Source organism: Collinsella sp. LCP21S3_D3, assembly GCF_052118305.1.
Lineage (GTDB): Bacteria > Actinomycetota > Coriobacteriia > Coriobacteriales > Coriobacteriaceae > Collinsella.
In genome coordinates this window covers 81,030-104,906 of record NZ_JBQKHK010000001.1, presented here as the reverse complement: position 1 = coordinate 104,906, position 23,877 = coordinate 81,030, and the positions used below count along the sequence as shown (strand labels likewise).

Genomic DNA, 23,877 nt, shown 5'->3' with positions numbered 1-23,877 from the left:
GCCCAGCGATAGCCTACAGACCAGCCAAAACAAACCCGCCCCTAAACGGTAGGTTCAATCCCCAAGTGCTCAAAGGTGCGAAGCGTTGCCTGACGACCCTGCGGCGTGCGAATCATCAACCCGCACTGCAACAGGTAGGGTTCGTAGACATCTTCGAGCGTACCCGGGTCCTCGCCCACCGCGCTGGCAAGGGTCGTCAGGCCCACGGCACGGCCGGAGAACGTCTTGGCGAGCGTCTCCAAGATGCGAATGTCCATCCAGTCCAGACCAAGCTCATCAATCTCAAAGAACTCGAGCGCCTGACGGCAGATATCAAGCTCAATAGGACCATTGCCGCGCACCTGGGCGTAATCGCGCACGCGCTTGAGCAAGCGGTTGGCAAGACGTGGCGTGCCGCGCGAGCGTGAGCCGATCTCGAGTGCGCTGGGATGGTCTATTGTCACGCCCAAAATGGTTGCCGAGCGCGTCACAATCTGGGCAAGCTCCTCGACCGTGTAGTAGTCCAGGCGATACGAAATACCAAAACGGTCGCGCAGCGGGCCGGTCAGCATACCCGAGCGGGTCGTTGCCGCCACCAGCGTAAACTTGGGGATATCCAGGCGAATCGAGCGCGCCGCCGGGCCTTTACCGATAACGATATCGAGCGCAAAGTCCTCCATCGCGGGATACAGGACTTCCTCGACCGAACGGTTGAGGCGGTGGATCTCGTCGATAAACAGCACGTCACCCGGCTGCAAGTTGGTAAGGATGGCCGCCAGGTCGCCGGTGCGCGCGATGGCCGGGCCACTCGTCGTCTTAATCTGAGCGCCCAGCTCGTTGGCTATAACGGTGGCCAGCGTGGTCTTGCCCAGACCCGGAGGGCCCGAGAAGATCACGTGGTCGAGCGTCTCGCCACGGCTCTGCGCCGCCTCGATCAGCACGCGAAGGCTCTGCTTGATATGCTCCTGACCGCAGTAGTCGTCCAGGCGCTGGGGACGCAGGGTACGGTCGACATCGAGGTCCTCGGGCGTCAGCTCCGAGCCCACCATGCGCTCGCCATGCGCCATGGATGCCGCCGGCGAGTTGCCGGGCGTCGCCCACAGGTCCTGAGAGTCATCGGCTTCCCACATCACGCATCCATTCCGAGTCGCTTAAGCGCCGCGCCGAGCAGATCCTCGACACGCATATCCTGCCCATCATACCCGCTCAGAGCGACATCGGCCTCCTGCGGGCTAAAGCCCATGGAAAGGAGTGCCGCACGGGCATCATCGATGGCCGAGGGAGCGGCAGCGGGCACGGGCATCGCAACCTGTCCGGGAATCACGTCGACCGGCACAAAGCCCTTATCCTTGGCAAAGGTACTCTTGAGCTCCAGAATGAGGCGCTGAGCTGTCTTTTTGCCCACACCGGGCACCTTAGCCATGCCCTTGTCGTCCTCGGCCATCACCAGCGAATACAGCTGCCCCACGGTATAGGTGGAAAGCACGGCGAGCGCCAAGCGTGGGCCAACGCCCGAGACGGACACGAGCCGGTCGAACATTGTGCGCTCATCCTTTGAGGAAAATCCGAAAAGTGTCATGGCGTCCTCGCGCACCTGCATGCGCGTGTAGAGGCGGACCTCGCCGCCGGGCGTCGGCAACGTGGCCGCAGTGCTGCCCGAGATGCCGAGCTCAAAGCCCACGCCCGACACATCGACGACAGCAGAGCTCATCGTGGCCTCGACAAGCGTTCCGTGGAGCTGGGAGATCATCAGTATCCGGTTCCTCTCTGTTGATAGAACTCGCCGCCGGTAAGCGCGCGGGTGCGGCTGAGGTTAACGTGGCAGATGGCGCAGGCCAGGGCATCGGCGGCATGGTCGGGGTGCGGGTCGTGATCGAGCTGCGTGAGCGTACGCACCATGTAGGCGACCTGCCGTTTGTCTGCAGCGCCGGTGCCCACAACAGCCTGCTTAATCTGCATGGGCGTGTATTCGCCAATCTCGAGCGCGCACTCCGAAAGCGCCACAAGCGCAGCGCCGCGGGCATGCGCCGTGGGGATGGCCGAACGAACGTTGGCGCCAAAGTAGATGCTCTCGATAGCAGCGGTATCGGGACGATAGCGTTCGACAACGCCCTTGAGGTCGCGGGCGATATGCGACAGGCGCACCGCGAGCGGACTTCCAGCACTGGTCTCGATGCAGCCATAGGCACGACAGCGAACCTCGCCACGTCGCTCCTCGATAATCCCCCACCCCGTATGGGCCAAACCAGGGTCGATACCCAAGATAACCAAGCTAACCTCCCCTCGTCACAAGCGCAGCGCAAGGCAAGGCCCCACGCACTATTCACGAACGTCTGTTCTAGAATAACACAACAGCGACCGTATCTGGCAAGCAAGGTCGAACCATAGGTTGAGCATAAGTCAGCGAGCGAGTCCCTGCCGTGGCAAGGTGCCGCGAAAGAGGAGCGCCGCGTACTTCTGTACGCAAGCGACGGTTTGAGCGGCAGATGGCCCGGCAGGGGCTCGCGTAGCGTCGACTCGTTACGCGGTTTGGCAAAACCGCGTAACCTTGGCCCCATCCCCAGTTTAGTTCTGCGAGAAAAAAGGAAACTGACGGGGATCCACCGGCGGATGTGGCATCGGCGTACCCTGGGGCCCGCCCTGCGGTCCGCCCTGGCCGCCCATCATCCTTTCGATGGCGTCCTGGACCTCGCCCTCGAACTTTTTCATTCCCTCGTGCAAACGACGCTGACCGTCCTCAGAGCGCAGCTCCTCCATCTGCTCGGGCGAAATACCCAACAGCTCACCCAACAGACCCATCATCTCACCGCGCATGCGATCGCCCGTATCGCTATCGGCAAAGCGGCGCACTTCGGCGCGCGCCAGTGAATCAACCGTCATGCGCTCCTTGCCGTTGAGCCCCAAATCGGACCACGCAAGCATGTACGGCCAAGCGCGCTCGGCAAACGAACGGGCCGAAACGATCGGCGCCGTCGGCAACATGCGACGGGCAGCCTCACCCTGTCGAACGAGCATCAGCAGCAGCGAGCAGGCCTCAGGCTTGCCAGCGGCCATCGGGATGTCGTCGAAAGATCGATTGCGGTCCACGTGCGCCTCGAGCGCGCCATCGACCTCACCCGGCTCAAGCCCGCCGAGCAGCTGTGCCGCGCGGTCGAGCATATCGACCGGACCGTCGAGCGTCGAGAGCGCCTGCGCCAGCACTCGCTCCATACAATCTTCCACCGCGTTGAGCGTCACGAGCTCTTGGGGCACCACGGCAGACGTGCGGTTGCGCACGCGCGCCACAAACTCAAGCGTCGACAGGTACACATCGCCAAAGGGCGCAAAGTCGCCCTGGTAGCCGCCGGACAGTGCGGGCGCCGCCAGCGCGTACTCGGTCTTGGAGAGCGGGCTCAACGCCATGGCGCCCAGCTCGAGCGCCGTATCCTCGAGCATCAGGCCCAGCGCACGCGAGCGCAGACGCTCGGCATCGCCCGCCGACACGTCGCGATCGAGCACACGCGCCGCATCCGGTGCATCGCGCTCGACGGCGCGAATGTGCAGGCGCTCGGCAATCGCGCGGACGGCGGCACAGCGGGCAGCCTCGGCCTCTTCCTGAGCCGGCGTAAAGATACGGTTGCGCCCCAGCACAAGGCCAATCACATTACGCGGGCCCAGAGCGTCAACGGCAAGTGCCGCCAGCAGGGACGACGGCAAGTCACCCTCGAGTGCCACCACAGCACGCGACGCGCCGCGAGCGCGGGCATTGTCGCGCACGGCGAGCACCAGCGCCTGCCACAGCCACGCCTCGGAACGAAACTCGGGCAGTTCGTGATCTTCCAGGGCATCGAGCATCACGCCGCGCTGAATCTCCTGAACCAGCAGGCTCTCCTCAAAACACGGCGCCTGGGCCACCACGCGACCGCAGTCGTCGAGCACAAACGAACCGCCGGTATACACCGACTCGTCGTACGCACCGACCGGCGCCATGCAGGCAAACCACACGCTGCGCTTAGATGCAATCTTGCGGTAGGCACCGCTGCGAACGGCGGCGATGGCGGCAGTCTCGCGGTCGGTCATGTCAAACGCGTTGAATTGGAAATACGCAATGAGGTCAACACCGGTCGGTAACATCTCGAGTTCGCGGTCCAAGTCAAAAATCACGGCGATGCGCACGCCGTCCACGTCGAACACCGGCGGCGCCCAGCGCGTGTCGTTGTTCTCGCCACGCTGCAGGGCAATGCTCGATCGCGCCGGCACCACATGACCGTCCTTGAGCATCATGTAGTCGAGCAGCGGCTGGCCCTCAAACGAAACGGCCGCGGGCACGATGCAGATCATATCGAGCTCTTGGATACGCTCGGCAACACCGGTCAGGCCTGTCAGCATGTCGTGCTCAAAGTCGGCAGTACCCATCAGGCCGCCGGGCAGAGCACCCATAAAGAGCGGAGCCGGGACGCACAGCACGCGCGCCCCGCGCTCGTGGGCCAGACGAGCCTGGTCCTCGATGCGACCGCAAATGCCCTCAATATCACCCAGGCGCATATCGATCTGTGCAAGCGCGAGCTTCATGGCCCAGCCCTTTCCGTCGTAAACCATCGAAACCGTAGTAAAAGCGCCGGCCGCATAATGCAGCCGGCGCTTGCATGTGCATATGCTAGCTATGATACCCCGAGCGGGGGCGCACTCCTAGAACGTCGCGGACCACAGCCCATGCAGGTTGCAGTAGGCATAGACGGTACCGGTCTTGGAGCCGCCAGCGAAAAACGTCGCGGGCTTCATGCCGGGCTCAAGGTAATGGACCTCCAGGCGGCCCTCGGCCTCAAGCGCGATCCACTCGATGTAGTGCTCGGGCAGCATGGGGTGCTCCGTCGAGCCCACGCGCGCACGAATGACGTGGCCGTCGCGCTCGATCTCGACAACAGGCACGTGCTTCTCGTGCGCCGCGTCCTCGGTGTTTGCCGTCAGCTCCGTGCAGCCGGCAGGGGTCGCAACGTCGTCGCCAAGAGCGGCAACGAGCTTGCCGTCGGAGTCTTTAAAGAATTTCGCCATGATGTTCTCCTTTGCTGATGTGCCAATGTTCTCAATGGTTCTTATGCCCAAAGAGCGCCGAACCATCCATGCCATTGCAAATGAACACAAAACGGGTGAGGCAAGCGGTCGGGCCAGGACGAACCGGCGACCTGGCCCAGCACGGCAGCCCCATCCCGCGCGCGGCTAGCGACCGTCACCACCGAGCAGCGCCAGAACGTCCTCGCGCGTGAACAGCGCCGACGAGATGCCGTCACCGCCGAGCACACTGTTGACCAGATCGCGCTTTGACTCCTGCATCTGCATGATGCGTTCCTCGATCGTGTCCTTGGCGATGAGCTTGTACACGGTCACGGTGTGCTGCTGGCCAATGCGGTGGGCGCGGTCGGTCGCCTGGTCCTGCGCCGCCACGTTCCACCACGGGTCGTAGTGGATGACCACGTCGGCGGTCGTCAAATTAAGGCCCACGCCGCCCGCCTTGAGCGAAATCAAGAACACCGGCACCTCGCCCGCTTGGAACTGCGCAACCATCTTGGCGCGGCTCTCTTTAGACGATGCGCCCGTAAGCTTAAGGAAGGCGATATCCTCCTTGGCCAGGCGCTTGCCGATGATATCGAGCATGCCCGTAAACTGGCTGAACAGCAAGATGCGATGACCGCCGTCGAGCGCGCCGTGGACGAGCTCCATACACGTATCGAGCTTGGCGCTTCCCGCCTTGTAGTCCGCGTAATGCAGATGAGGATCACAGCAGATCTGGCGCAGCTTGGTGAGCTCGGCAAGTACCTTGAGCTTATCTTTTTTGAACTCCCCGGCCTCGCGGTGCTGCACTTGCTGGGCAATGCGGTCCTGGTTGGCCAGGTAGAGCTTACGCTGCTCGCCGGTGAGCTGCGCCATCACCGTATCCTCGATCTTCTCGGGCAGGTCGGCCACCACGTCTTCCTTGACGCGGCGCAGCACAAACGGCGACACGAGCGCCTGCAGGCGAGCGGCGCTGTCACCCTCGGCGTGCTCGACCGGGCTTTCGAAGCGCTTGGCAAACGACTCGCGCGTGCCGAGCAGGCCCGGCATCAAAAAGTCGAAGATGCTCCAGAGCTCGGACAGGCGGTTTTCGATGGGCGTGCCCGTCAAGGCAAAGCGCACGCCGGCAGGCAGACGCTTGGCGGCGCGAGCCACCTGCGTGAGCGGGTTTTTAATGTACTGGGCTTCGTCCAGCACCACGCGGGCAAAGTCCTGCTCGACGTACTCGTCGATATCGCGACGCATGAGGTCATACGACGTCACGACCACGTTATGCTCGGCCACGCCGGCAATTTGCAAGCGACGCTGGGCCTTAGCGCCCACAATGGCGCACACATCGAGCGACGGGGCAAAGCGCTCCAGCTCGGCGGTCCAGTTGTACACAAGCGACGCAGGGCACACCACGAGCGTGGGCTTAGCGTCCCCCGCCTCCACGCGCGCCAGGATATGCGCGATCATCTGGAGCGTTTTGCCCAGGCCCATGTCGTCGGCCAAGATGCCGCCAAGGCCCAGGTGTTCGAGCGAACCGAGCCACTGGTAGCCATCGACCTGGTAGCCACGCAGCGTGGCCTTGAGCGAGGCCGGCACCGTAAAGTCCATCTTGCCGAGCGTGTCCAGGCGCTCGACGGTGCGACGGAATGCAGCGTCGCGATCGGCTTCGAGCGCGGACGTGCGCGCAAGCATGCTGTCGACGAACAGGGTACTCGACGCGGGAAGCGACACGCCGTCAAGCAGGTCGACAGCATCGACCCCCAGATCCTCGGCAAGGCCAAACGCGGCGCGCGCTCCCTCGTCCAGGCGAATGATGTCGCCCGACGTGAGACGAGCAAACGTCTGGTGACGCTTGTAGGAATCGAGGTAGATGGCAAGGTCTGCCGCCGAAAGGCCGCTCGCGCCCAGTTCGACGTCGAGCAGGTTGCTCTTGACGGTGGCGCGCACCGAAAGCTTGGGCGCAGGGCGGACCGAGATCTGGCGCAGGCGGTCGCTGAGCATGACCTCGCCCAGCTCGGACAGGGCAGACAGGCCCTCAGTCAGCAAGTGGAACAGGCTCTCGTCATCGCGTTCCTCAAACGCCAGGCCACCCTCGTAAAAGTCGAAATACAGAGCCGCCGTATCCATAACGCGAAACTCTGCCACCTCGTCGCGCGGCGGCACGCCCGGGCGCTGCTCTTCGAAGGGACTGCCCGGAGCGCCCATGCTAAAGAGATCTGCCGACCAGTCGCCGTAGGTAACCGTAATTTTGCAGGTCACGAGGCCATCGTCGACGCCGATCGCCATGGCAAAGCTTGGCTCGGGCGCCACGGTATCGAGCACAGCGGGCGCAGTAAGGTCGGTGTAGTCGCGCAAGATAGGCAGCGCCATGCGGCAAAACTCACCCACCTGGTCGGCGGCGATATGGACCGGTGTGCGGCAGGGCAACAAGTGCGATAGGAACGGCGCGGCATGTTGGGCAAACGCCGTGTCGGTACGGCGCGCGCGGCGCGTATCGACCAGATAGGCGACGTCGCCCGAGGCAAAGCAGTACGTATCGGCCGGAAGGCGCAAGTCGTAGCTGCCCCCGGTTGCCGGCACAATCTTGGCAGCAATCAGCGGCGGGCGCTTAGCCGGGACTTCGTTCTCCCCTTCCGGCAACGACTCGACCGTCACCTCGTAGGCGCGGTGCGTCGTCGTCCCCCGCGACCAAGCAGGTTCAAAGGACATGGTCCTGCCACGCAGCAGGTCCAGCACGGACACGATGGAATACTCGGATACCGGCAACTGACGCTCGGCGACAAAACCGCTGCGGGCAAAGTCGTACGATGCCGAGCGCGAGCTCGTAATATCGCCTAGGTAGGCGACCGTCATTGCAACAAAGTCGAGCAGCTTTGCCGACACATCATCGAAAGCCTCGGACACATGGGCAAACGTAAGCTTCTTGCCATAGGAGAACGTACCGCCGCGCGCATAGGCATCGGCCATGCCGTCGATATCCTTAACCACGTAGGACACCGAACCGCTGCGAATGCGGAACTCGAGCGCCCAGCTAAAGCGATCGGCAAACAGCGGATTGTAGTACGGCACCAGCGAGGGCTCCAGCACTGCTTTGGGCGCATCGGGGTCAATGGTGCCAGCGAGCTTGCGGCGCATGGCCACGAGTTTATCCATGCGCGCGTCCGAAAGATCGGAAAGCGCTGCCACAAGGCTCGGGCTCGTGGGCACGGGCGCCGGGAAGGGAAAGTTGGGGTTGACCGCAGATGCGCTGGGTGCGGGGCGTGTGGGCTGCTTGGACTGTGCGGGCGACACCGTAAACGTGCGGACCGGCGTGCGCAAACCCTCGACGGGCTCGGCGCCGCTGGCATCCAGATACGCCAACGCCGTGGCGATGGCGTGCTTGCACATGCCGGAATAGCGGAAGGCGGCGGGGCAATCGCAGCCGTAGTCGACAACCTCGTGCTCGTCCATATCGAGCGCCACGTGCGTCTTATACAGGTCGCCGCGCGAGCCACGCACCGTACCCTCGATATTCACATTTTTGGAGAAGCGCGAGCCGGAGTCCTCAAACGACAGCACGGCGCCGTTGAGCATGAGCGAACGCCCCTTCATAAAGGTACTGCTGAGCGCCGCCTCCTTACGAAGCGTCTGCACAAACGTCCCCTGCGCCATCGCTTCCTCCAATCTCGCCCGGGGTAGCTAATTTGGGACGGGGCTATTTTAGCTACCCCTATATGTCGGTTGAGATGTGTTCCGACCCCGACTCATTCGCCGTCAGCCAAAGGGTAGCTAAAAAAGCCCCGTCCCAAATTAGCTACCCCGCCAACGGCGTCCTTAGATCACCGTCACTCTGCCTTGGTTACCCACGATGGCCTTGGCCTCGGCCAACAGCGGAATCGAGCGTGCGTTGACCTTAGCAGGTACCTCGGCACGCAGCACGCGCCCGTCCGCCTGCTCGATAAAGATCTCTACGCGGTCGCCGCCCGGGTTGGCGGTGAGCACCGTGGCAAGACGCGCCATGTTGCCCTGGCTAAAGCGGCTGTTGGGCACCATGACCTCAAACACCTTGGGCTTGTTGTTCTCCTCGTTGAGCTCAAGCGGCACAATCTCCTGCGCGATGATCTGGTCGCCGCGGTCCGAGCGCTCGAGCTTGCCCTTAATGCGCACAAACGCATCGGACAGCTGCGCGCCGGTCTCGGGGTCGACCTCGCCGTACAGATACCCCTCGGCCTCCTTGAAGGTCTTGGGGAACACCACGACCGTGGCCTCGCCTTCCATGTCCTCGAGCTGCACGATGCCCATGGGGTCGCCGTTTTTGGTCACGCGCTTGGACACGCTCGAGACCATACCGGCCCACCACAGCGCCTTGCCCTCGGGAATTTCCTGGTTGATGGTGCCGCCCGTGGGGTTTTGCACCTCGTAGCCGGTGTCGATCTGCGAGAACGAGAAGTCGCGCGCTTTGCTGAGCGCATACTCAAACGGGCGCAGCGGGTGGTCCGAGACATAGATGCCCAGAACCTCCTTCTCCTGGCTCAGCTTAAGGTGGCGGTCCCATTCCTGGCCATCCGGATCGGGTACGCTCACCTCAAAGCCCGATCCCTCAACGTCGCCAAACATGTCGAAGAACGACGTCTGGCCGCTCGCGCGATCCTTCTGGCGCTTTGCCGCGGCATCGATGATGTTCTCGGGGTTGTTCTTGTCCACAAAGTGCATCATCTGACGACGCGGATACCCCGTGGAGTCGAAGGCACCTGCCTTGATGAGCGATTCGATCACGCGACGGTTGGCCTGGCTCGAATCCACGCGCTCGACAAAATCATGCAGCGTCTTAAACGGACCGCCCGCCTCGCGCTCGGCGATAATCGCCTGCGCCACGCCGGTGCCCACGCCGCGGATGCCGGCCAGACCAAAGCGCACACCTTCCTTGGTAGCCGTGAACTCGGTACCGGACTCGTTGACATCTGGCGAAAGCACGGGGATGCCGTCGTGACGGCATGCCGAGACGTAGTGCACGATCTTGTCGGTCTTGCCCGTATAGGACGTCAGGACGGCCGCCATGTACTCGTGCGGATAGTGCGCCTTGAGCCACGCCGTCTGCATAACCAAGATGGCGTAGCCGGCGGAGTGCGACTTGTTAAAGGCGTAGGACGCGAACTCGAGAACATCGTCCCAAATCTTCTGGGCGACCTCGCGCGTGTAGTTGTTCTTGATGGCGCCGTTCATCCAGTGGTCGTAGGTGGTCTCGTCCGAGCCATCCTCCCAGTGGAGCACCGTCGACGTGAGCAGCTTGATCTTCTTCTTAGCCACGGGCTTACGGATACGCGAGTCCGATTCGCCCTTGGAGAAGCCGCACATCTCGACGGAGATGAGCATAACCTGCTCCTGGTAGACCATGGTGCCGTAGGTTTCGCCCAAGATGTCGTCCAGACGGTCGTCGTAGGAGACGGCCGGCTCCTTGCCGTTCATACGGTTGATGTAGGACGAAACCATGCCGGCGCCCAGCGGGCCCGGGCGGTACAGGGCGATCAATGCCACGACGTGCTTGTACTCGGTGGGCTTCATGTTCTTAATCGTGGCCGTCATGCCGGCGGACTCGACCTGGAAGACGCCGGCGGTGTGGCCGGAGCCCATGAGCTTAAAGATCTCGGGATCGTCAAAGGGAATCTCTTCCTCTTTGATGTCGATGCCGAAGTTCTTTTTGATGTTTGCCTTGGCCTTGGAGATAACCGTCAGCGTACGCAGGCCCAAGAAGTCCATCTTGAGCAGGCCCATGTCGGCAACGGTATGGCCCTCGTACTGGGTAATCTCGACGCCGCCCTTGGTGTCGAGCTTGGTGGGCACGTGCTCGTTGACGGGGTCGCGGCAGATCAGAACGGCGCACGCATGCACGCCCTCGCCACGGGTGAGACCCTCGATCGAGAGCGCCGTGTCGATGATGCGGCGGGCGTCATCGTCCTTTTTATAGGCCTCGGCAAAGTCGGGGTTAAACAGATCCTCTTTGCCGGGTTGTTTTTCGAGCACCTGCTTGAGCTTGACCTTGGGGTCGCTCGAGACCATCTTGGACAGGCGCTGGCCCATGTAGACCGGGTAGTCCAGGACGCGCGCGGCGTCGTTGATGGCCTGCTTGGCCTTAATGGTCGAGTAGGTGATGACGTGGGTGACCTTCTCGGGACCGTAGAGCTGGCGAACGTGCTCCACGACCTCGAGACGCCGCTCATCGTCGAAGTCCATATCGATATCGGGCATCTCGGTACGCTGCGGGGACAGGAACCTCTCGAACATCAGACCGTTCTCGAGCGGGTCGAACGCGGTGATGTTCATGGCGTAGGCGACGATAGCGCCGGCGGCCGAGCCACGGCCGGGGCCGACGCCGATGCCGTTGTCCTTGGCCCATTGCACGTACTCGGCGACGATCAAAAAGTAGGCGGCAAAGCCCTTGTCGCAAATGACCTTGTATTCGTACTCAAAGCGCTCTTTGATGTTGACGCCACCGATCTCGCGCGTGGCCCAGTCGTCACCGTAGTGCTGGCGCAGGCCTTTCTCGCACTCGCGGCGGAACTGGCTCTCGTGCGTCTCGCCGGGATCGAGCAGCGGGAAGCGCGGCAGAATGATGGAGTCCCAGTCCAGCTCAACGTAGCACTTGTCGGCGATCTCGAGCGTGTTGTCGCAGGCCTCGGGGCAATACGGGAACATCGCCCGCATCTCCTCCTCGGTCTTCATGTAAAACTCCGAGCCGGTCATGCGCATGCGGTTGGGGTCGTCGACCTTGGCGTTCATGCCGATGCACATGATGACGTCCTGCACGGGCGCGTCCTCGCGGCGCAGGTAGTGGAAGTCGTTGGTGGCGATGACCTTGACGCCCACCTGTTTGGCGATATCAATGAGCGTGCGGTCCATCTGCTCGTCGGTCAGGCCGTTATCGGTGGTAATGCCGTGTTCCTGGATCTCGATGTAGAAGTCACCGGGGTCAAAGGTATCACGGAAGGTCTCGGCCCACTTGATGGCGCCTTCCATGTCACCGCGGTCGATGTATTTGGGGATGATGCCCGCGATGCAGGCGCTGGTGCAGATCATGCCCTTGGCGTGGCGGCGCAGGTTGTCGAGCGTCACGCGCGGCTTGTAGTAAAAGCCCTGCACGGCGGCCTCGGAGACCGTTTGCATCAGGTTGACGTAGCCCTCCTGGTCCTTGGCCAGAAGGATCATGTGGTAGAGCTCGGGTTTGTGGTCGCGGGCGAGCGTCTCGTCCGGCGTAAAGTAGACCTCGCAGCCAAAGATGGGCTTGATGACCAGAGGCGGCTTGAGCTCGTCGATATTGCCCTTCTCGTCCCACATGGCCATGTCCTTCACATACTGGGCATGCTCGCGCGGGTTTGCCTCGGGATCGGGCTCCACCAGCTCGTCACGGCGGTCCTTTTCCAAGAAGGCCTTGTCGTGGCTCCAAGTTTTGTACTCGGGCGTATTGTGGTTGACGGCGTCGCAGGCCAGGGCCAGATCGGGCACGCCATACATGTAGCCGTGGTCGGTAATGGCCACGGCGGGCATGCCCAGCTCTACGGCACGGTTGACCATATCCTGGATACGGGTTGCGCCGTCGAGCATGGAGAAAACAGTGTGGTTGTGCAGATGGACGAATGCCATGTGATGAGCTCCGATGCGGGTTCGTGTTCTGACTGAACGATTTTACCCCACGGCACGGACAGCGCCCGAACCTAGCCAAACCCACACGGGTAGCTAATTTGGGACGGGGCTTTTTTAGCTACCCTTTGACTGACGGCGAACGAGTCGGGGTCGGAATACATCTCAACCGATGTATGGGGGTAGCTAAAAGAGCCCCGTCCCAAATTAGCTACCCCTGAGCCGCGGTGGAATCGGGAGGGATTCCGCCGCACGTTATTGAGGGTTAGAGGTTGTAGGTGACCACCTGGGGCTCGGCGAGCTCGACTAAGACAGCTGGGGCCGTCTGCTCCACGCGGACGAACTTGACGGTCACCGTCTTAAAGCCCGCCTTATGCAGAACATCCGAATAGACGCGCGCCTGCAGGGCGTGCTTCTCGAGCAGCTGGTCGGGTGTCTCATCCGGCGTGCCACCCGTCTTGTAATCGATGACCAGTGCGCGTGACGGATCGGCCGGGTCGGTCGCCAGCGCATCGATGGCGCCCTCGGCATATGCACCGTAGCGGGCAATGTCCTTGTCCTCGCAGCCCAGCGAGAAGAACGGCACTTCGGCACGGACGCACGGCCAGGCAAGAAGCTCGGCACGGACCGACGACCTGAGCCAGCGATTCAGGGCAACGTCAAAACGCTCGCGCTGCTCCGGCGTCAGGCACCACAGGCGCGTCAGCGCATCGGCACGCTCAGCGGGCAGCGCATCGGCACCCATCTCGATGAGCCACTGGCAGGCGGCATGGAACGCCGAGCCCAGCGCCATGGGGTTGCCGGCGGGCTCGACAGCAGCCACGTCTGCATCGGCCATCTCCGAGCCATCCGACTCGGCATCGTCGCCCGCCTCATCCATGGGAACACGCGCCTCGGCGGCACGGTCTTCCGTCTCGGCATGGAGCGCCGCGGCGATCGACGAATAGCTGTACGAATCACGCGCCGGGAACGGACACGTGCCCATGCGCACGCCCGCCGCCTGGGGATATACGAGTTCAAACGAATCGGGCATGGGGTCGGCAGGACCGGGCACGGTTGAGTATGCAGCATTATCGGCGACATCGGTATCGCCGCGAACGAGCCTGCCCTCGGCATCCAGCGAAGCGTTGGCCTCAAACGCCTGCTTGCCAAAGGTAAAGTCCGAAAGCGAAATGAGCTCGTAGTCGCCCGGCTGGGAGTTGTCGAATACCAGGCGGTCGGCATCGAGCTGCGGCATGTCCAGAGCGTCGGTCGGCAGAATGCGGCGCAGCACGTCGTAGGTCAGATCGGTCTCGACATCGAAGGTCGGCGCCGTCACCTTGCCACGGCTCACGCCGGCATCCATCGCCAAGATCACCAGCTCGCGCGCACGGGTCATGGCAACATAGAGCAAACGGGCCCGCTCCTCGAGCGAAAGCTGCAGGTCGTCGTTGCGCAGGCGAGCAAATGCCTCGGCGGGAGAACCCGTCGCACAGACGTCCTCCATGAGCTCCGGCGGTAGCCACAGCGACGTGCCCTTGCCCTTAAACGCGTGCTCAAACTGCTTTTTGACGTCATCGCCCTTTACGAACGTGCCGTCCGCGAGTTTAACGCCGTCGAAGCGTGCCGGCAGCGCCACGACCCGCGCTCCGCCCTCGACGCGACCCATCTGTGCCGCACCCGAGGACTTACGCACGCCAAAGCACTCGGCGACCGCCACGACCGGATATTCCAAACCCTTGGAGGCATGAACCGTCATGATGCGCACCGCGCCGTCGCCCTCCTCGTTAAGGGCGCCCGGGGCCTCCTTGCCCGCCAGGAAGCGATCGAAGGCAAGCGCAATGGAGCGCGGCGAGTTACCGAACTCGGCCTCCGCCTCGGCCACGGCATCGAGCGCCTTGAGCACGTTGGCGGCGATGGCCTTGCCCTCGGGGCCGCGCTGCGCCAGGCGCACGAACCAGCCGGAGGCATTGACCGCGTCGCGCGCGATGGCAGCGAACGAATCACGCCCCACGCGACGCAGTGCGTAGCGCAGCACCTCGCGGGCACGCGTCACGAGCGGCAAGCCCTGCAAGCCCGGCACATCGGAATCGCTCATGATGCCCGCATCGATGTTGCGGCGCGACGTCTCGCCCGTCTGATCGTCGAGTTTGGTCGCCAGCGCCAGGAACTCCTGGGCGCCGAGTGCAAACATCGGCGAGGCCAGCAGTGGCATAAGGCCCTGTGCCGTATCGGCCGGGTTGGCGAGTGAACAAACCAGGGCGCGAACCGTCTGCACCTCGGCAGCTTGGGCAAAGACCGAGCCGCCCGCGATGACGCAGTCGAGCCCCTGGTCACGGAAGGCCTGTGCGTAGACGTCTGCGTTGGTCATGCGGCCCAGCAGCAGCACCATGCCGCCCTGGGGCTGGCCGGCATCGGCAAGCGCGCGGAATCGCTCCGCGATCGCGCGGGCCTTGGCCTGTGTGCGCTCCTGCGTACTGCCGCCGGCAACAAAGAGGGCCTGGCGGCGCGAGGCATCCGCCACCAGCGTGTCCTTGCGGCCGTCGCTCGCCTCAAGATCCAAAAAGCCCTGCATCAGGCCGCCGTCATCGCCGTCGAAGACGCGGGCCACATAGCGCAGCACCTCGTCGTGGCTGCGGAAGTTGCGCACGAGCTTGACGAGCTCGCCGGCGGGGGCATCGGACGTGGCAACCGTCTCCGACGCCGCCGTCGATCCCACCTTGCGCTCCTGGCGACGGAACACCTCGACCTCGGCGCCGCGGAAGCGATAGATCGACTGCTGCGCATCGCCCACGGTGCACAGCGCGCGCTCCCCCGCACCCGTCAGGTAGCGGATTAGATCGACCTGCATCTGATCGGTATCCTGGAACTCGTCGATCATGACCATCTTAAAGCGGCCCTCGTACGCAGCACGAATGGCAGGGTAATCGCGCAGGGCCTCGAAGGCCATGCGCAGCAGGTCGTTATTATCGAGGGCGGACTGGGCAGCCTTCAGTGCGCGATACTCGGCCTCTACAGAGCGGGCCAAGCCCACCAGTGCATCGAGCGCGGGGCCACCGCAGGCAAGCACGATATTGATAAATGCATCGGCGGCCTCGGCCTTGAGCAACTCGACCTGCTCCTTGGGGAACGCCTTGCTCGCGCGCGGCATGGTGCACGACATCATGAGTCGCGCCGCATCGGCCATGGTCTTGCCGCTCGCCTCGAACGCGTCGATGGCGTCGAGCGCCGTCTGCGCCTTCTCGGTCGCCGCCTTGCTTGCGCCCAGCGCCGATCGATAGGCATCGGCGAGCGCCGAGGTATCGGCCTGGCCGCGCGCCACGCACACGTCGTCCATGCCGCCCGGCAGCTGGCTCGAGAGCTCCAGCAGGTCGCGCACCAGACCCTTGATGGTCGTGCCGGCACCAAAGGGGCCGCCCTCGCCCGCCATGGGATACCAGGCGTAGAGGGCCTTGAGCGATGCCGCGAGCTCGGGGGCGGCATCGGGTGCCGTCGCGCGGGCCAGCACATGCTCAACAGCCTGGTCCATGAGCTCGTCGGTATCGGTGAGCACCGTGAACTCGGGGTCGATGCCCAACTCCAGCGCGTGTGCGCGCAGGATACGCGAGCACATGCCGTGAATGGTCGAGATCCACGCGTCGTCGACGGTCAGTGCTTCCTCGTCCATGCCCTCGTCGATAAGCGCACGGCGCACGCGATCGCGAATCTCGGCCGCGGCATCCTTGGTAAAGGTAATGGCGAGCACCTGGTCCAGATGCTCGACGAACGGACCGGATTCGGGCGAGAGCGCGTAGACGATGCGGCGCGTGAGGGTAAAGGTCTTGCCCGAACCGGCGCCCGCCGAGACAAACAGCGGACGGTCGAGCGTCTTGACGATCTGCAGCTGTTGCGGCATCAAGGTCGAAAGATCCATGGTCTACACGTCCCTCCTTACAAACGTTCCTTCGTGGTTATACGAGCAGCGGGCATGCGCGGCCTGCGTCGACGCCGGGTCGACAGCAGTGACGTTGCCCGCCTCGAGTTCGCGCAAGCGCTCGGCGATGCCGGCCTCCACGCGATCGAGCAGGGCGTCGAAGTCCATGCTGCCACCCTCGCCGGGGAAACCTTTCTTAAGGCCCGGGATGCGACCGTCGCCACGCTCTTCCTCGAGCAGCTCGGCGCTCGCGGCACCGCGCAACGCGGGCCTAGCGCCCTTGGTCGAAAAATAGAGTGCCGCACGGGTATCCAAATCCAGCGCCCGGCGCATGGCCTGGGCGTAGATGAGCGTTTGGGTATGTGGCGGCAACCAGCGCGGATCGTCGATGGGCGCCGTGCCCGATTCCTCGTCGCGCACCGTGGGGTCGGCGAGCTTAAACTCCTCAACGCCCGTGCGATGCTTGTAGTCAATCACCACAGCGCGATTCTCGGCATCCACATCCACGCGGTCAATGCGCCCGCCGAGCGGCCAACCGGCATACTCGACCTGGAGCTCGTTGAACGCAAACTCCAGGTAGCGCGGAGCGAAGGGGGCAAGCGCCTCGGACTCGTAAGCAAGCACGCCCTCCAGCTGCGGCAAGATCTCGGCCACCTGACGCTCCTCCACCGGCGAGAGCGGCACCAGCGGGCCCTCGTTGCCACGCTTGCCGGCGTGCTCGGCCAAGGTCTCGGCAAAGACCTCGTGCAGCAGCTCCTGCGCGCGCGGCAGGTTTTCGGGCGTCACACGCTCCATGCCCTCTTGGGGCAAGCGGGCATGCAAATGTTCCAGCACGTCGTGGACAAAGTTGCCCTTCTCCATGTTGCCAAAACCCGCGTCGATAGACTGGGGCTTAACGCGATACGAGACGAACCAGCACAGCGGGCAGGTGGAATAGGCCTCGATCTGCGAGGCAGACGTCAGACGCGGTACAAGCGGCGCGTCCTCGCCCTCGCCGTCCCGACGGCGCAAGACCAGATATGGCACGGCCGCCTCGCTCAAATGCTGAGGAGCCTCGCATGCCACGCGCTCGCGCTTGAGGCCCTTGCCGGCTGCAGGGTCAAAATCACCTACGATATCGCCCTCGCCCACGCATGTCACCTGAGCGGTACCGGTGGCCTCGGCATGCGCCCGCAACTCGGTCCACACGGCAGCCGGATAGCACTCGCGCGCCTGGCGATCGTGCGTCACGCGCGCAAGCGCAACCGGGCCACGTGCCGCCCGCATCGCGTGGCCAAAGCGCACGCGCAACAAGGCCGCAGGCTCAAGCGTCACGCCCTCGCGACCAAGGCTCGCAGCCAACGTGGCCAGCGGTCCTTCCTCGTGTGAGAGCGGATAGCTGTCCAGATCGACATCGGCAAACAGCACGGCATCGTAGCTGCCGGGGCGCAGAGCCGCCGCATCGGCAAGCGAGGCAAAGCGAACCTGGGCACGTGGCGCACCGTCAACCTCGTAGGTCTCGTAATCGTAGGCGGTGCTACGCTTGTCCACCTTGGTGCGAATGCCATCGAGCACGGGCACGGTCGCGGCCTGCGACACGTCGAGCGCGCGGGCGTCATTCATAAGGATGTCGATGGCGTGGCGCAGCAGGGCCGTCTCCGCTTGGCGACGAGCTTGGCCATCCAGGCTGCCCAGCGAGCGATCGGGCAACGCCTCGGCAACGGCAAGCATGGCCTTGAGCGCCGTCACGGGCTTGTCGCGCCACAGTGCCTGGAACACGTCCGAGACCACACACGGTACGTTCTTAAACCAGTTTTCGTCGCTCGCCGCCTTGCGTGCGCCCCTCACCTGGCCTTGCACGCTCTGCAGCAGGCTCTTAACGCCCGCGGTAGTCTTGCTACGCGAGAGACGCATATTCTTATCGAAGATACGGGCATTGGCTGCATCAGCGCCCGAAAGCGGGCTGTAGATCCAGTCGGTAAGCTCCGGCGCGGGCCACCACTCGGTCTTTGACGCCACACCCTCATCGGCCGCCTTCATGCGCTCGATCAAGCTGGCAAGCGCCGCAAACTGCCTGCCCGCAATGGATTGGGAAAACGCCGTGAATTCAGTTGTCTCGGCAGCGATATGACGAGCCGCCAGACGAGAGGCGAGCTCACCGAACAGCTGGGGTGCCCGGGCAGAAACAACGAGCACGCGTACGGGGTCGGCGGAGAGGCCGGCGGTATCGTCGGCCCCGAAACCCTGGCACGCTTTTACCAGATCATCAATTGCGTCCGCATAAGCATGAGCACGGGCGTGGGGGCCAGCGACCTCAATAAAGGCAGGCTGAGCGGTAGCTCCACAAGCGGCATCAGACGCGACGGCGTCCTCCCCCAGCGGCGCGACCTCAAACAGCACACCGCTGGCATCAAATGCCGCGGCAAGTTCCTCGCGCATCGCCGCCTGCTCGCGAGCAAGCAGCACGACGACCTCTCCCCCACTGTTCGCCACAGCAGACAGCAGCTCGAGCAGACCGTGCGTAAACGACGTGACGCCGCGTACACAGACGGCACGGGCGCACGCCGGCAGATTATCGGCCAGGGCGCTGGCCATAATGTCAGCCGCCTCGCAGGGCTCGACCATATCTCGACGGTCCAAACCGCCCGCGTAGGCACGCAAAAGCTCGAACACACGAGCCTCGGCATCGCTTTTTGGCTCAGGCCGGCAATTGTTGCCACGGCATCGCTCGGCAGCTGTCCCCGCCACACCTGGCAGCACATCGCGGGCCATACGCGCAAGCATGCGCACCGTGCCCTGGCTGCGCGAAAGCGGCTGCAGGTCGACATCATCGAGACGCGTGACCATGTCCGAAAACAGCATCTGGCGCTGCAGGTTGTCGACGAAACCGCGCCCGTCGCCCAAAAGCTCCCAAAGCGAGCGAAGCCACGACGCGGGCGTCTTGTAATCGATGCCCAGCGAAACGCCGGCTTCCGCCGCATCATGACGGCACAGGTCGAGCTCGGCAAACGTTGGCGCCAGCAGCACGGCACGCCCGTGGCGGGCAATAAGGTCGGCAAGCAGCGCCGACTCGGCATCGCTCAAATCCGTGCCGGCATTAGTGGTATAGATTCGAACAGGCATGGTCCTCCACTCAAACTGTTCGCAATAATCAATGCATCCATCCTACCCGCCCAAGCGGACACATTGCCACCGCAGCTTCATCTTTTGGCGCTTTGGAGACAAGTCGCTTTGCACCACGTTGGTGCCAAGGGGGCGGACTCGTCCGTTGGTGCAAAGGGGACAGGTTCGCTTGCACCAATTATTCGGCATATAAAAACCGCCCCCGGAGGAGCGGTTTTCCACAATTCGTTTTGCCGCGGCCTATTCGCCATCCTCCAGCTTAATGAGGATCTTGCGGTAGCCACCGTACTCGCCGTTGAGCGCCTTGGATACACGGCTCACCGTGGTGGACGAAGCGCCGGTACGGACCTGAACCTCGACATAGGGCTCGCCCTCGTCCAGGTAGCGCGCGACCTGCAGACGCTGCGATAGATCGCAAATCTCGCGCGGTGTGCAGATATCGGTCAAAAACGCTTGGATATCTTTCTCGTCGTCCAAAAGACTAAATGCGTGGACTAGCTGCTTGACATCAGGCTTGTCAAACATGTTCTCGATATTCATCGATCACCGCCAAACCCGCCAAAAGGCATCGAAGTTGATACTGGCACCGGGCATCGTTCGCCCATTCTATGCAATAGGGCAACGCATGTGGCTTTTGCCCGTAGTAGTTTAGCACACCACCAAACTAAAGTGACAAGACTCTCTGTCAGCGGCGCGTTTTTTAGGACGAACGCCGTTTTGAAACCGAATGCGCACGCAAGCTCCACGAATATCTGAGACAATGGGCGCCCAACGCAGAGGCGCACGCCAAGGCAACCATCCGATTCGCCGCGGCAAACGAGCTTACGCGCCACCAACACGTCACGCGCACCGGAAAGGAACCCACCATGCGCTTCTTGCTCAACTGGCTTTTGACCTCAATCGCTATCGCGATCGCCACGTTCCTCGTCCCCGGCATTCAGCCCTTCGGCATGGCCGACGCCTGGGTCTGCTTTGCCTTTGTGGGACTGTTCCTCAACGTCGTCGACTCGCTCGTCAAGCCGCTCCTGACGGTCATCTCGCTGCCGCTCACCATTATCACGCTGGGTATTTTTCAGCTTGTAGTCAACAGCTTTATGCTCGAGCTTGCCAGCTACCTATCGGTAAATCTGCTGGGCGCGGGCATCTCCATTGCCAGCTTTGGGTCGGCCTTTATGGGTAGCATTTTGGTGTCCATCACTCGAAGCATCTTCGACAGCATCGCCAGGAACTAAAGCAACCGGATACGGACCGCCACAACACGCCAAAACGAAGGCCGTCCATCGCAACGATGGACGGCCTTCGCCTTTGTCAAGCCTCAGAGGACAAAAGAATCTACCATTTCTACCCCGTCACCAAATGGCTGGTGGGGCTAGATGACGTAGTCGTAGCCCCCGTTGGGGGCGACGAGCGCATCGAGCGTCACACCGTCGAGGTAGTCGTTGATGAGCTTGTCCAGGTTCTTCCACACGTCGAGCGTGGGGCACTCATCAGATCGCGAGCAACCCTTGCAGTCGCCATCCAGGCAGGCGACCGGCGCCAGGCTGCCCTCGGTCAGGCGCAAGATCTCTCCCACCGTGTACTGCTCGGGCGGGCGCGTGAGCACGTAGCCGCCGCCCTTGCCACGCATGCCCGAGAGCATGTTGGCGCGCACGAGCGTAGCCAAGATGTTCTCGAGATATTTCTCGGAAATCCCCTGTCGCGCCGCAATCTCTTTGAGCGGGATGCGACCGGCCGCCTGGTGCTCGGCCAGGTCGACCATAACGCGCAGGGCGTACCTGCCCTTAGTAGAAACCAACATATATAGTGCTGCCTTTCGGTCTTTTAATCCGTTGAAATTCTAGCCGAAAAATTGGCTTTGAAAATACCCATTCCAGTCAAGGTGGTTAATCAGCTCGTAATAATCTCCTATTTCCTATTGCATTACTAGGCTTTAGTGTCTACTATGCTTGCCAACAGCTAAATGAACAACCTATAAGGTTTATGGGTTTAGCTACTAGGCCACCGTAAAACCACACGGTATCCAGTCATTTGAACACTTTGGAGGTTCACCATGAGCAAGGTTTATACGTCCATCGATCAGCTTATCGGCCACACCCCGCTTTTGGAGCTCACTCACTTTGAGGCCGATGAGGACCTTAAGGCCCGCGTGCTCGTCAAATTGGAATACTTCAACCCCGCCGGGTCCGTCAAAGACCGCGTCGCCAAGAACATGATTGACGAGGCCGAGAAGGCCGGCAAGCTCGTGCGCGGCGGCGACTATACCATCATCGAGCCCACGAGCGGCAACACCGGCGTCGGCATCGCCTCGGTGGCGGCGGCTCGCGGCTACAAGGTGATCATCACCATGCCCGAAACCATGTCCGTCGAGCGCCGCAAGCTTATGCAGGCATACGGCGCACAGCTCGTGCTCACCGACGGCTCCAAGGGCATGAAGGGCGCCATCGCCAGGGCCGAGGAGCTGCAGAAGGAGACTCCCAACAGCATCATCGCCGGCCAGTTCGTGAACCCCGCCAACCCCGCCATCCATAAGGCCACGACCGGCCCCGAGATCTGGGACGACACCGACGGCAAGGTCGACATCTTCGTCGCCGGCGTTGGCACCGGTGGCACCGTGACCGGTGTGGGCGAATTCCTCAAGGAGCAGAACCCCGAGATTCAGGTTGTCGCCGTCGAGCCCGCCACCTCCCCGGTACTCTCCAAGGGCCAGGCCGGTCCGCACAAGATCCAGGGCATCGGTGCCGGCTTTGTGCCCGACGTCCTCGACACCCAGGTCTATGACGAGATCATCCCCGTCGAGAACGACGACGCCTTTGCCACCGGCCGCGCCGTGGGCCACAAGGAGGGCGTGCTCGTGGGCATTTCGTCCGGTGCCGCCGTGTGGGCCGCGCTGCAGCTAGCCAAGCGCCCCGAGAACGAGGGCAAGACCATCGTGGCGCTGCTCGCCGATACCGGTGAGCGCTATCTGTCCACGGCACTGTTCCAGGACTAGAGCCTTTTTTCCCATAGGTTGAGCTCAGGGACGAACCTGCCTCCTCTCTCCCGGCGGTCTGAGCCCATCCCGTCAGGGTGTCCCACGAGACGTCCGAACTTGCTACAATGTCTGCGGCGCGGAACCAGCCTCCCGCGCCGCTTTTCTTTTTTGGCCACATGCCACCAAGGAGAACCTCCCCATGCACAACAAGCGCGTGCTCGTCGCCATGAGCGGCGGCGTCGATTCCAGCGTGACTGCCTATCTGCTCAAGTGCCAAGGCTACGAATGCGTCGGTGCCACTATGCGCCTCACCTGCCCTGCGCCCGATCCCGTCACGGGCATGAGCAAGGTCGACCGCGACATCGCCGATGCAAAGGCCGTCGCCGATCGCCTGGGGATACCTCACCATGTGCTCGACCTGCAGCAGGCCTTCGACCGCAACGTTATCGAGCGCTTCGTGACCGCCTACCAGGAGGGGCTGACGCCCAACCCGTGCATCATCTGCAACCGCCATATTAAGTTTGGCGCGCTGCTCGACGCGGCGCTCGATATGGGCTGCGACTACATTGCCACGGGTCACTACGCCAAAACGAGCCAAGCGCCCGATGGCACCTGGCAGCTGCACCGCGGCGAAGACTCCAAGAAGGACCAGAGTTACTTTTTGTATTCGCTCACGCAAGAGCGCCTGGCACGCACAATCTTTCCGCTGGCAGGGTTGGACAAAGAGCGCGACGTGCGCCGCATTGCCGCCGAGCAGGGCTTCATCAACGCCAAGAAGGCCGAGAGCGAGGATATCTGTTTTATCGCGGACGGCGACTACGCGGGCTATATCGAGCGCCGCTGCGGGCATGCCGCCGAGCCAGGCGATATTGTATGGCGCGACGGCAGCGTGGTCGGACGCCACAACGGCGCGCTGCGCTATACCGTCGGCCAGCGCAAGGGCTTGGGCGTCGCGATGGCGCGCCCCGTGTATGTAACGGGCGTTGATGCCGCCAACAACATTGTTCATCTGGGCGAGGCTGAGGACCTGACGGCGACAGCGCTCACGGCCAACGACTGGATTTGGAGTGCCCCTGCCGACCGCATGGAGGCAGAGCTCACGTCCGGCGACATTCGCGTGGGCACCAAGTACCGCTACCGTCAAAAGGACCAGGCAGCGACCCTTACACGTGGCGCCGACGGACAGATGCTTCTGACCTTTGACGAGCCGCAGCGCGCCGTCGCCCCCGGACAGGCCGTCGTTATCTATCGCGGCGACGTCGTCCTGGGCGGCGGAACGGTAACTGCCGCCATCAGGTAG

At 62.9% G+C, this 23,877-nt stretch carries 14 protein-coding genes; 3 read left to right on the top strand and 11 right to left on the bottom strand.

Annotated elements, in window-relative coordinates; all coding sequences use genetic code 11:
• Positions 1–41: 41 nt before the first annotated feature.
• The 10 genes from ruvB to ACTQ1S_RS00400 form a co-directional block, all read right to left on the bottom strand.
• Complete coding sequence (ruvB, locus tag ACTQ1S_RS00445; RefSeq protein ID WP_117735946.1) at positions 42–1,109, bottom strand: Holliday junction branch migration DNA helicase RuvB; 1,068 nt, start codon at positions 1,107–1,109, stop codon at positions 42–44.
• Positions 1,109–1,729, bottom strand: a complete 621-nt coding sequence (gene ruvA / locus ACTQ1S_RS00440) for a Holliday junction branch migration protein RuvA (RefSeq protein WP_154515896.1) — start codon at positions 1,727–1,729, stop codon at positions 1,109–1,111. Before ruvA ends, ruvB begins: the two co-directional genes overlap by 1 nt.
• A complete protein-coding gene (ruvC, locus tag ACTQ1S_RS00435) occupies positions 1,729–2,250 on the bottom strand; it encodes a crossover junction endodeoxyribonuclease RuvC (RefSeq protein ID WP_035137351.1) in 522 nt (173 codons plus the stop codon). The genes ruvA and ruvC overlap by 1 nt, the downstream gene beginning before the upstream one ends.
• Positions 2,251–2,544: 294 nt before the next feature.
• The gene (locus ACTQ1S_RS00430; protein ID WP_441546785.1) at positions 2,545–4,530 is read right to left on the bottom strand and encodes a hypothetical protein; all 1,986 of its coding nucleotides are present in this window, start codon (positions 4,528–4,530) and stop codon (positions 2,545–2,547) included.
• A gap of 117 nt (positions 4,531–4,647) precedes the next feature.
• On the bottom strand, positions 4,648–5,010 hold the full coding sequence (locus ACTQ1S_RS00425; protein ID WP_154515902.1) for a desulfoferrodoxin family protein: 363 nt from the start codon (positions 5,008–5,010) through the stop codon (positions 4,648–4,650).
• Positions 5,011–5,175: 165 nt separating this feature from the next.
• On the bottom strand, positions 5,176–8,649 hold the full coding sequence (locus ACTQ1S_RS00420; protein WP_441546784.1) for a DEAD/DEAH box helicase: 3,474 nt from the start codon (positions 8,647–8,649) through the stop codon (positions 5,176–5,178).
• A 162-nt stretch (positions 8,650–8,811) separates the two neighbouring features.
• Positions 8,812–12,615 carry a DNA polymerase III subunit alpha gene (dnaE, locus tag ACTQ1S_RS00415; RefSeq protein ID WP_427717806.1) on the bottom strand — a complete coding sequence of 1,268 codons (3,804 nt, stop codon included), beginning with the start codon at positions 12,613–12,615 and terminating at the stop codon, positions 8,812–8,814.
• Between the two features lie 262 nt (positions 12,616–12,877).
• Positions 12,878–16,504, bottom strand: a complete 3,627-nt coding sequence (locus tag ACTQ1S_RS00410; RefSeq protein ID WP_441546783.1) for a UvrD-helicase domain-containing protein — start codon at positions 16,502–16,504, stop codon at positions 12,878–12,880.
• Positions 16,505–16,507: 3 nt separating this feature from the next.
• On the bottom strand, positions 16,508–19,606 hold the full coding sequence (locus tag ACTQ1S_RS00405) for a PD-(D/E)XK nuclease family protein (RefSeq protein WP_441546782.1): 3,099 nt from the start codon (positions 19,604–19,606) through the stop codon (positions 16,508–16,510).
• Positions 19,607–19,846: 240 nt separating this feature from the next.
• Positions 19,847–20,146 carry a YerC/YecD family TrpR-related protein gene (locus ACTQ1S_RS00400; RefSeq protein WP_154515917.1) on the bottom strand — a complete coding sequence of 100 codons (300 nt, stop codon included), beginning with the start codon at positions 20,144–20,146 and terminating at the stop codon, positions 19,847–19,849.
• 326 nt (positions 20,147–20,472) lie between these two features.
• Between ACTQ1S_RS00400 and ACTQ1S_RS00395 the strand changes: the two genes are divergently transcribed.
• Positions 20,473–20,838 (top strand): phage holin family protein, encoded by a 366-nt coding sequence (locus ACTQ1S_RS00395; RefSeq protein WP_427717799.1) that lies wholly within the window; start codon positions 20,473–20,475, stop codon positions 20,836–20,838.
• 137 nt (positions 20,839–20,975) lie between these two features.
• Here the strand turns inward: ACTQ1S_RS00395 and ACTQ1S_RS00390 are convergent, their stop codons facing one another.
• Positions 20,976–21,404: an RrF2 family transcriptional regulator gene (locus ACTQ1S_RS00390; protein ID WP_154515923.1), complete on the bottom strand. Its 429-nt coding sequence runs from the start codon at positions 21,402–21,404 to the stop codon at positions 20,976–20,978.
• Positions 21,405–21,656: 252 nt separating this feature from the next.
• Between ACTQ1S_RS00390 and cysK the strand changes: the two genes are divergently transcribed.
• Positions 21,657–22,595 (top strand): cysteine synthase A, encoded by a 939-nt coding sequence (cysK, locus tag ACTQ1S_RS00385; RefSeq protein ID WP_154515926.1) that lies wholly within the window; start codon positions 21,657–21,659, stop codon positions 22,593–22,595.
• A gap of 58 nt (positions 22,596–22,653) precedes the next feature.
• The gene (gene mnmA, locus ACTQ1S_RS00380) at positions 22,654–23,877 is read left to right on the top strand and encodes a tRNA 2-thiouridine(34) synthase MnmA (protein WP_441545509.1); all 1,224 of its coding nucleotides are present in this window, start codon (positions 22,654–22,656) and stop codon (positions 23,875–23,877) included.

Coding starts and splice junctions, on each gene's coding strand:
- ruvB (WP_117735946.1), bottom strand. CDS start 1,109: ATGTGGGAAGCCGATGACTCTCAGGACCTGTGGGCGACGCCCGGCAAC.
- ruvA (WP_154515896.1), bottom strand. CDS start 1,729: ATGATCTCCCAGCTCCACGGAACGCTTGTCGAGGCCACGATGAGCTCT.
- ACTQ1S_RS00430 (WP_441546785.1), bottom strand. CDS start 4,530: ATGAAGCTCGCGCTTGCACAGATCGATATGCGCCTGGGTGATATTGAG.
- ACTQ1S_RS00425 (WP_154515902.1), bottom strand. CDS start 5,010: ATGGCGAAATTCTTTAAAGACTCCGACGGCAAGCTCGTTGCCGCTCTT.
- ACTQ1S_RS00420 (WP_441546784.1), bottom strand. CDS start 8,649: ATGGCGCAGGGGACGTTTGTGCAGACGCTTCGTAAGGAGGCGGCGCTC.
- dnaE (WP_427717806.1), bottom strand. CDS start 12,615: ATGGCATTCGTCCATCTGCACAACCACACTGTTTTCTCCATGCTCGAC.
- ACTQ1S_RS00410 (WP_441546783.1), bottom strand. CDS start 16,504: ATGGATCTTTCGACCTTGATGCCGCAACAGCTGCAGATCGTCAAGACG.
- ACTQ1S_RS00405 (WP_441546782.1), bottom strand. CDS start 19,606: ATGCCTGTTCGAATCTATACCACTAATGCCGGCACGGATTTGAGCGAT.
- ACTQ1S_RS00400 (WP_154515917.1), bottom strand. CDS start 20,146: ATGAATATCGAGAACATGTTTGACAAGCCTGATGTCAAGCAGCTAGTC.
- ACTQ1S_RS00395 (WP_427717799.1), top strand. CDS start 20,473: ATGCGCTTCTTGCTCAACTGGCTTTTGACCTCAATCGCTATCGCGATC.
- ACTQ1S_RS00390 (WP_154515923.1), bottom strand. CDS start 21,404: ATGTTGGTTTCTACTAAGGGCAGGTACGCCCTGCGCGTTATGGTCGAC.
- cysK (WP_154515926.1), top strand. CDS start 21,657: ATGAGCAAGGTTTATACGTCCATCGATCAGCTTATCGGCCACACCCCG.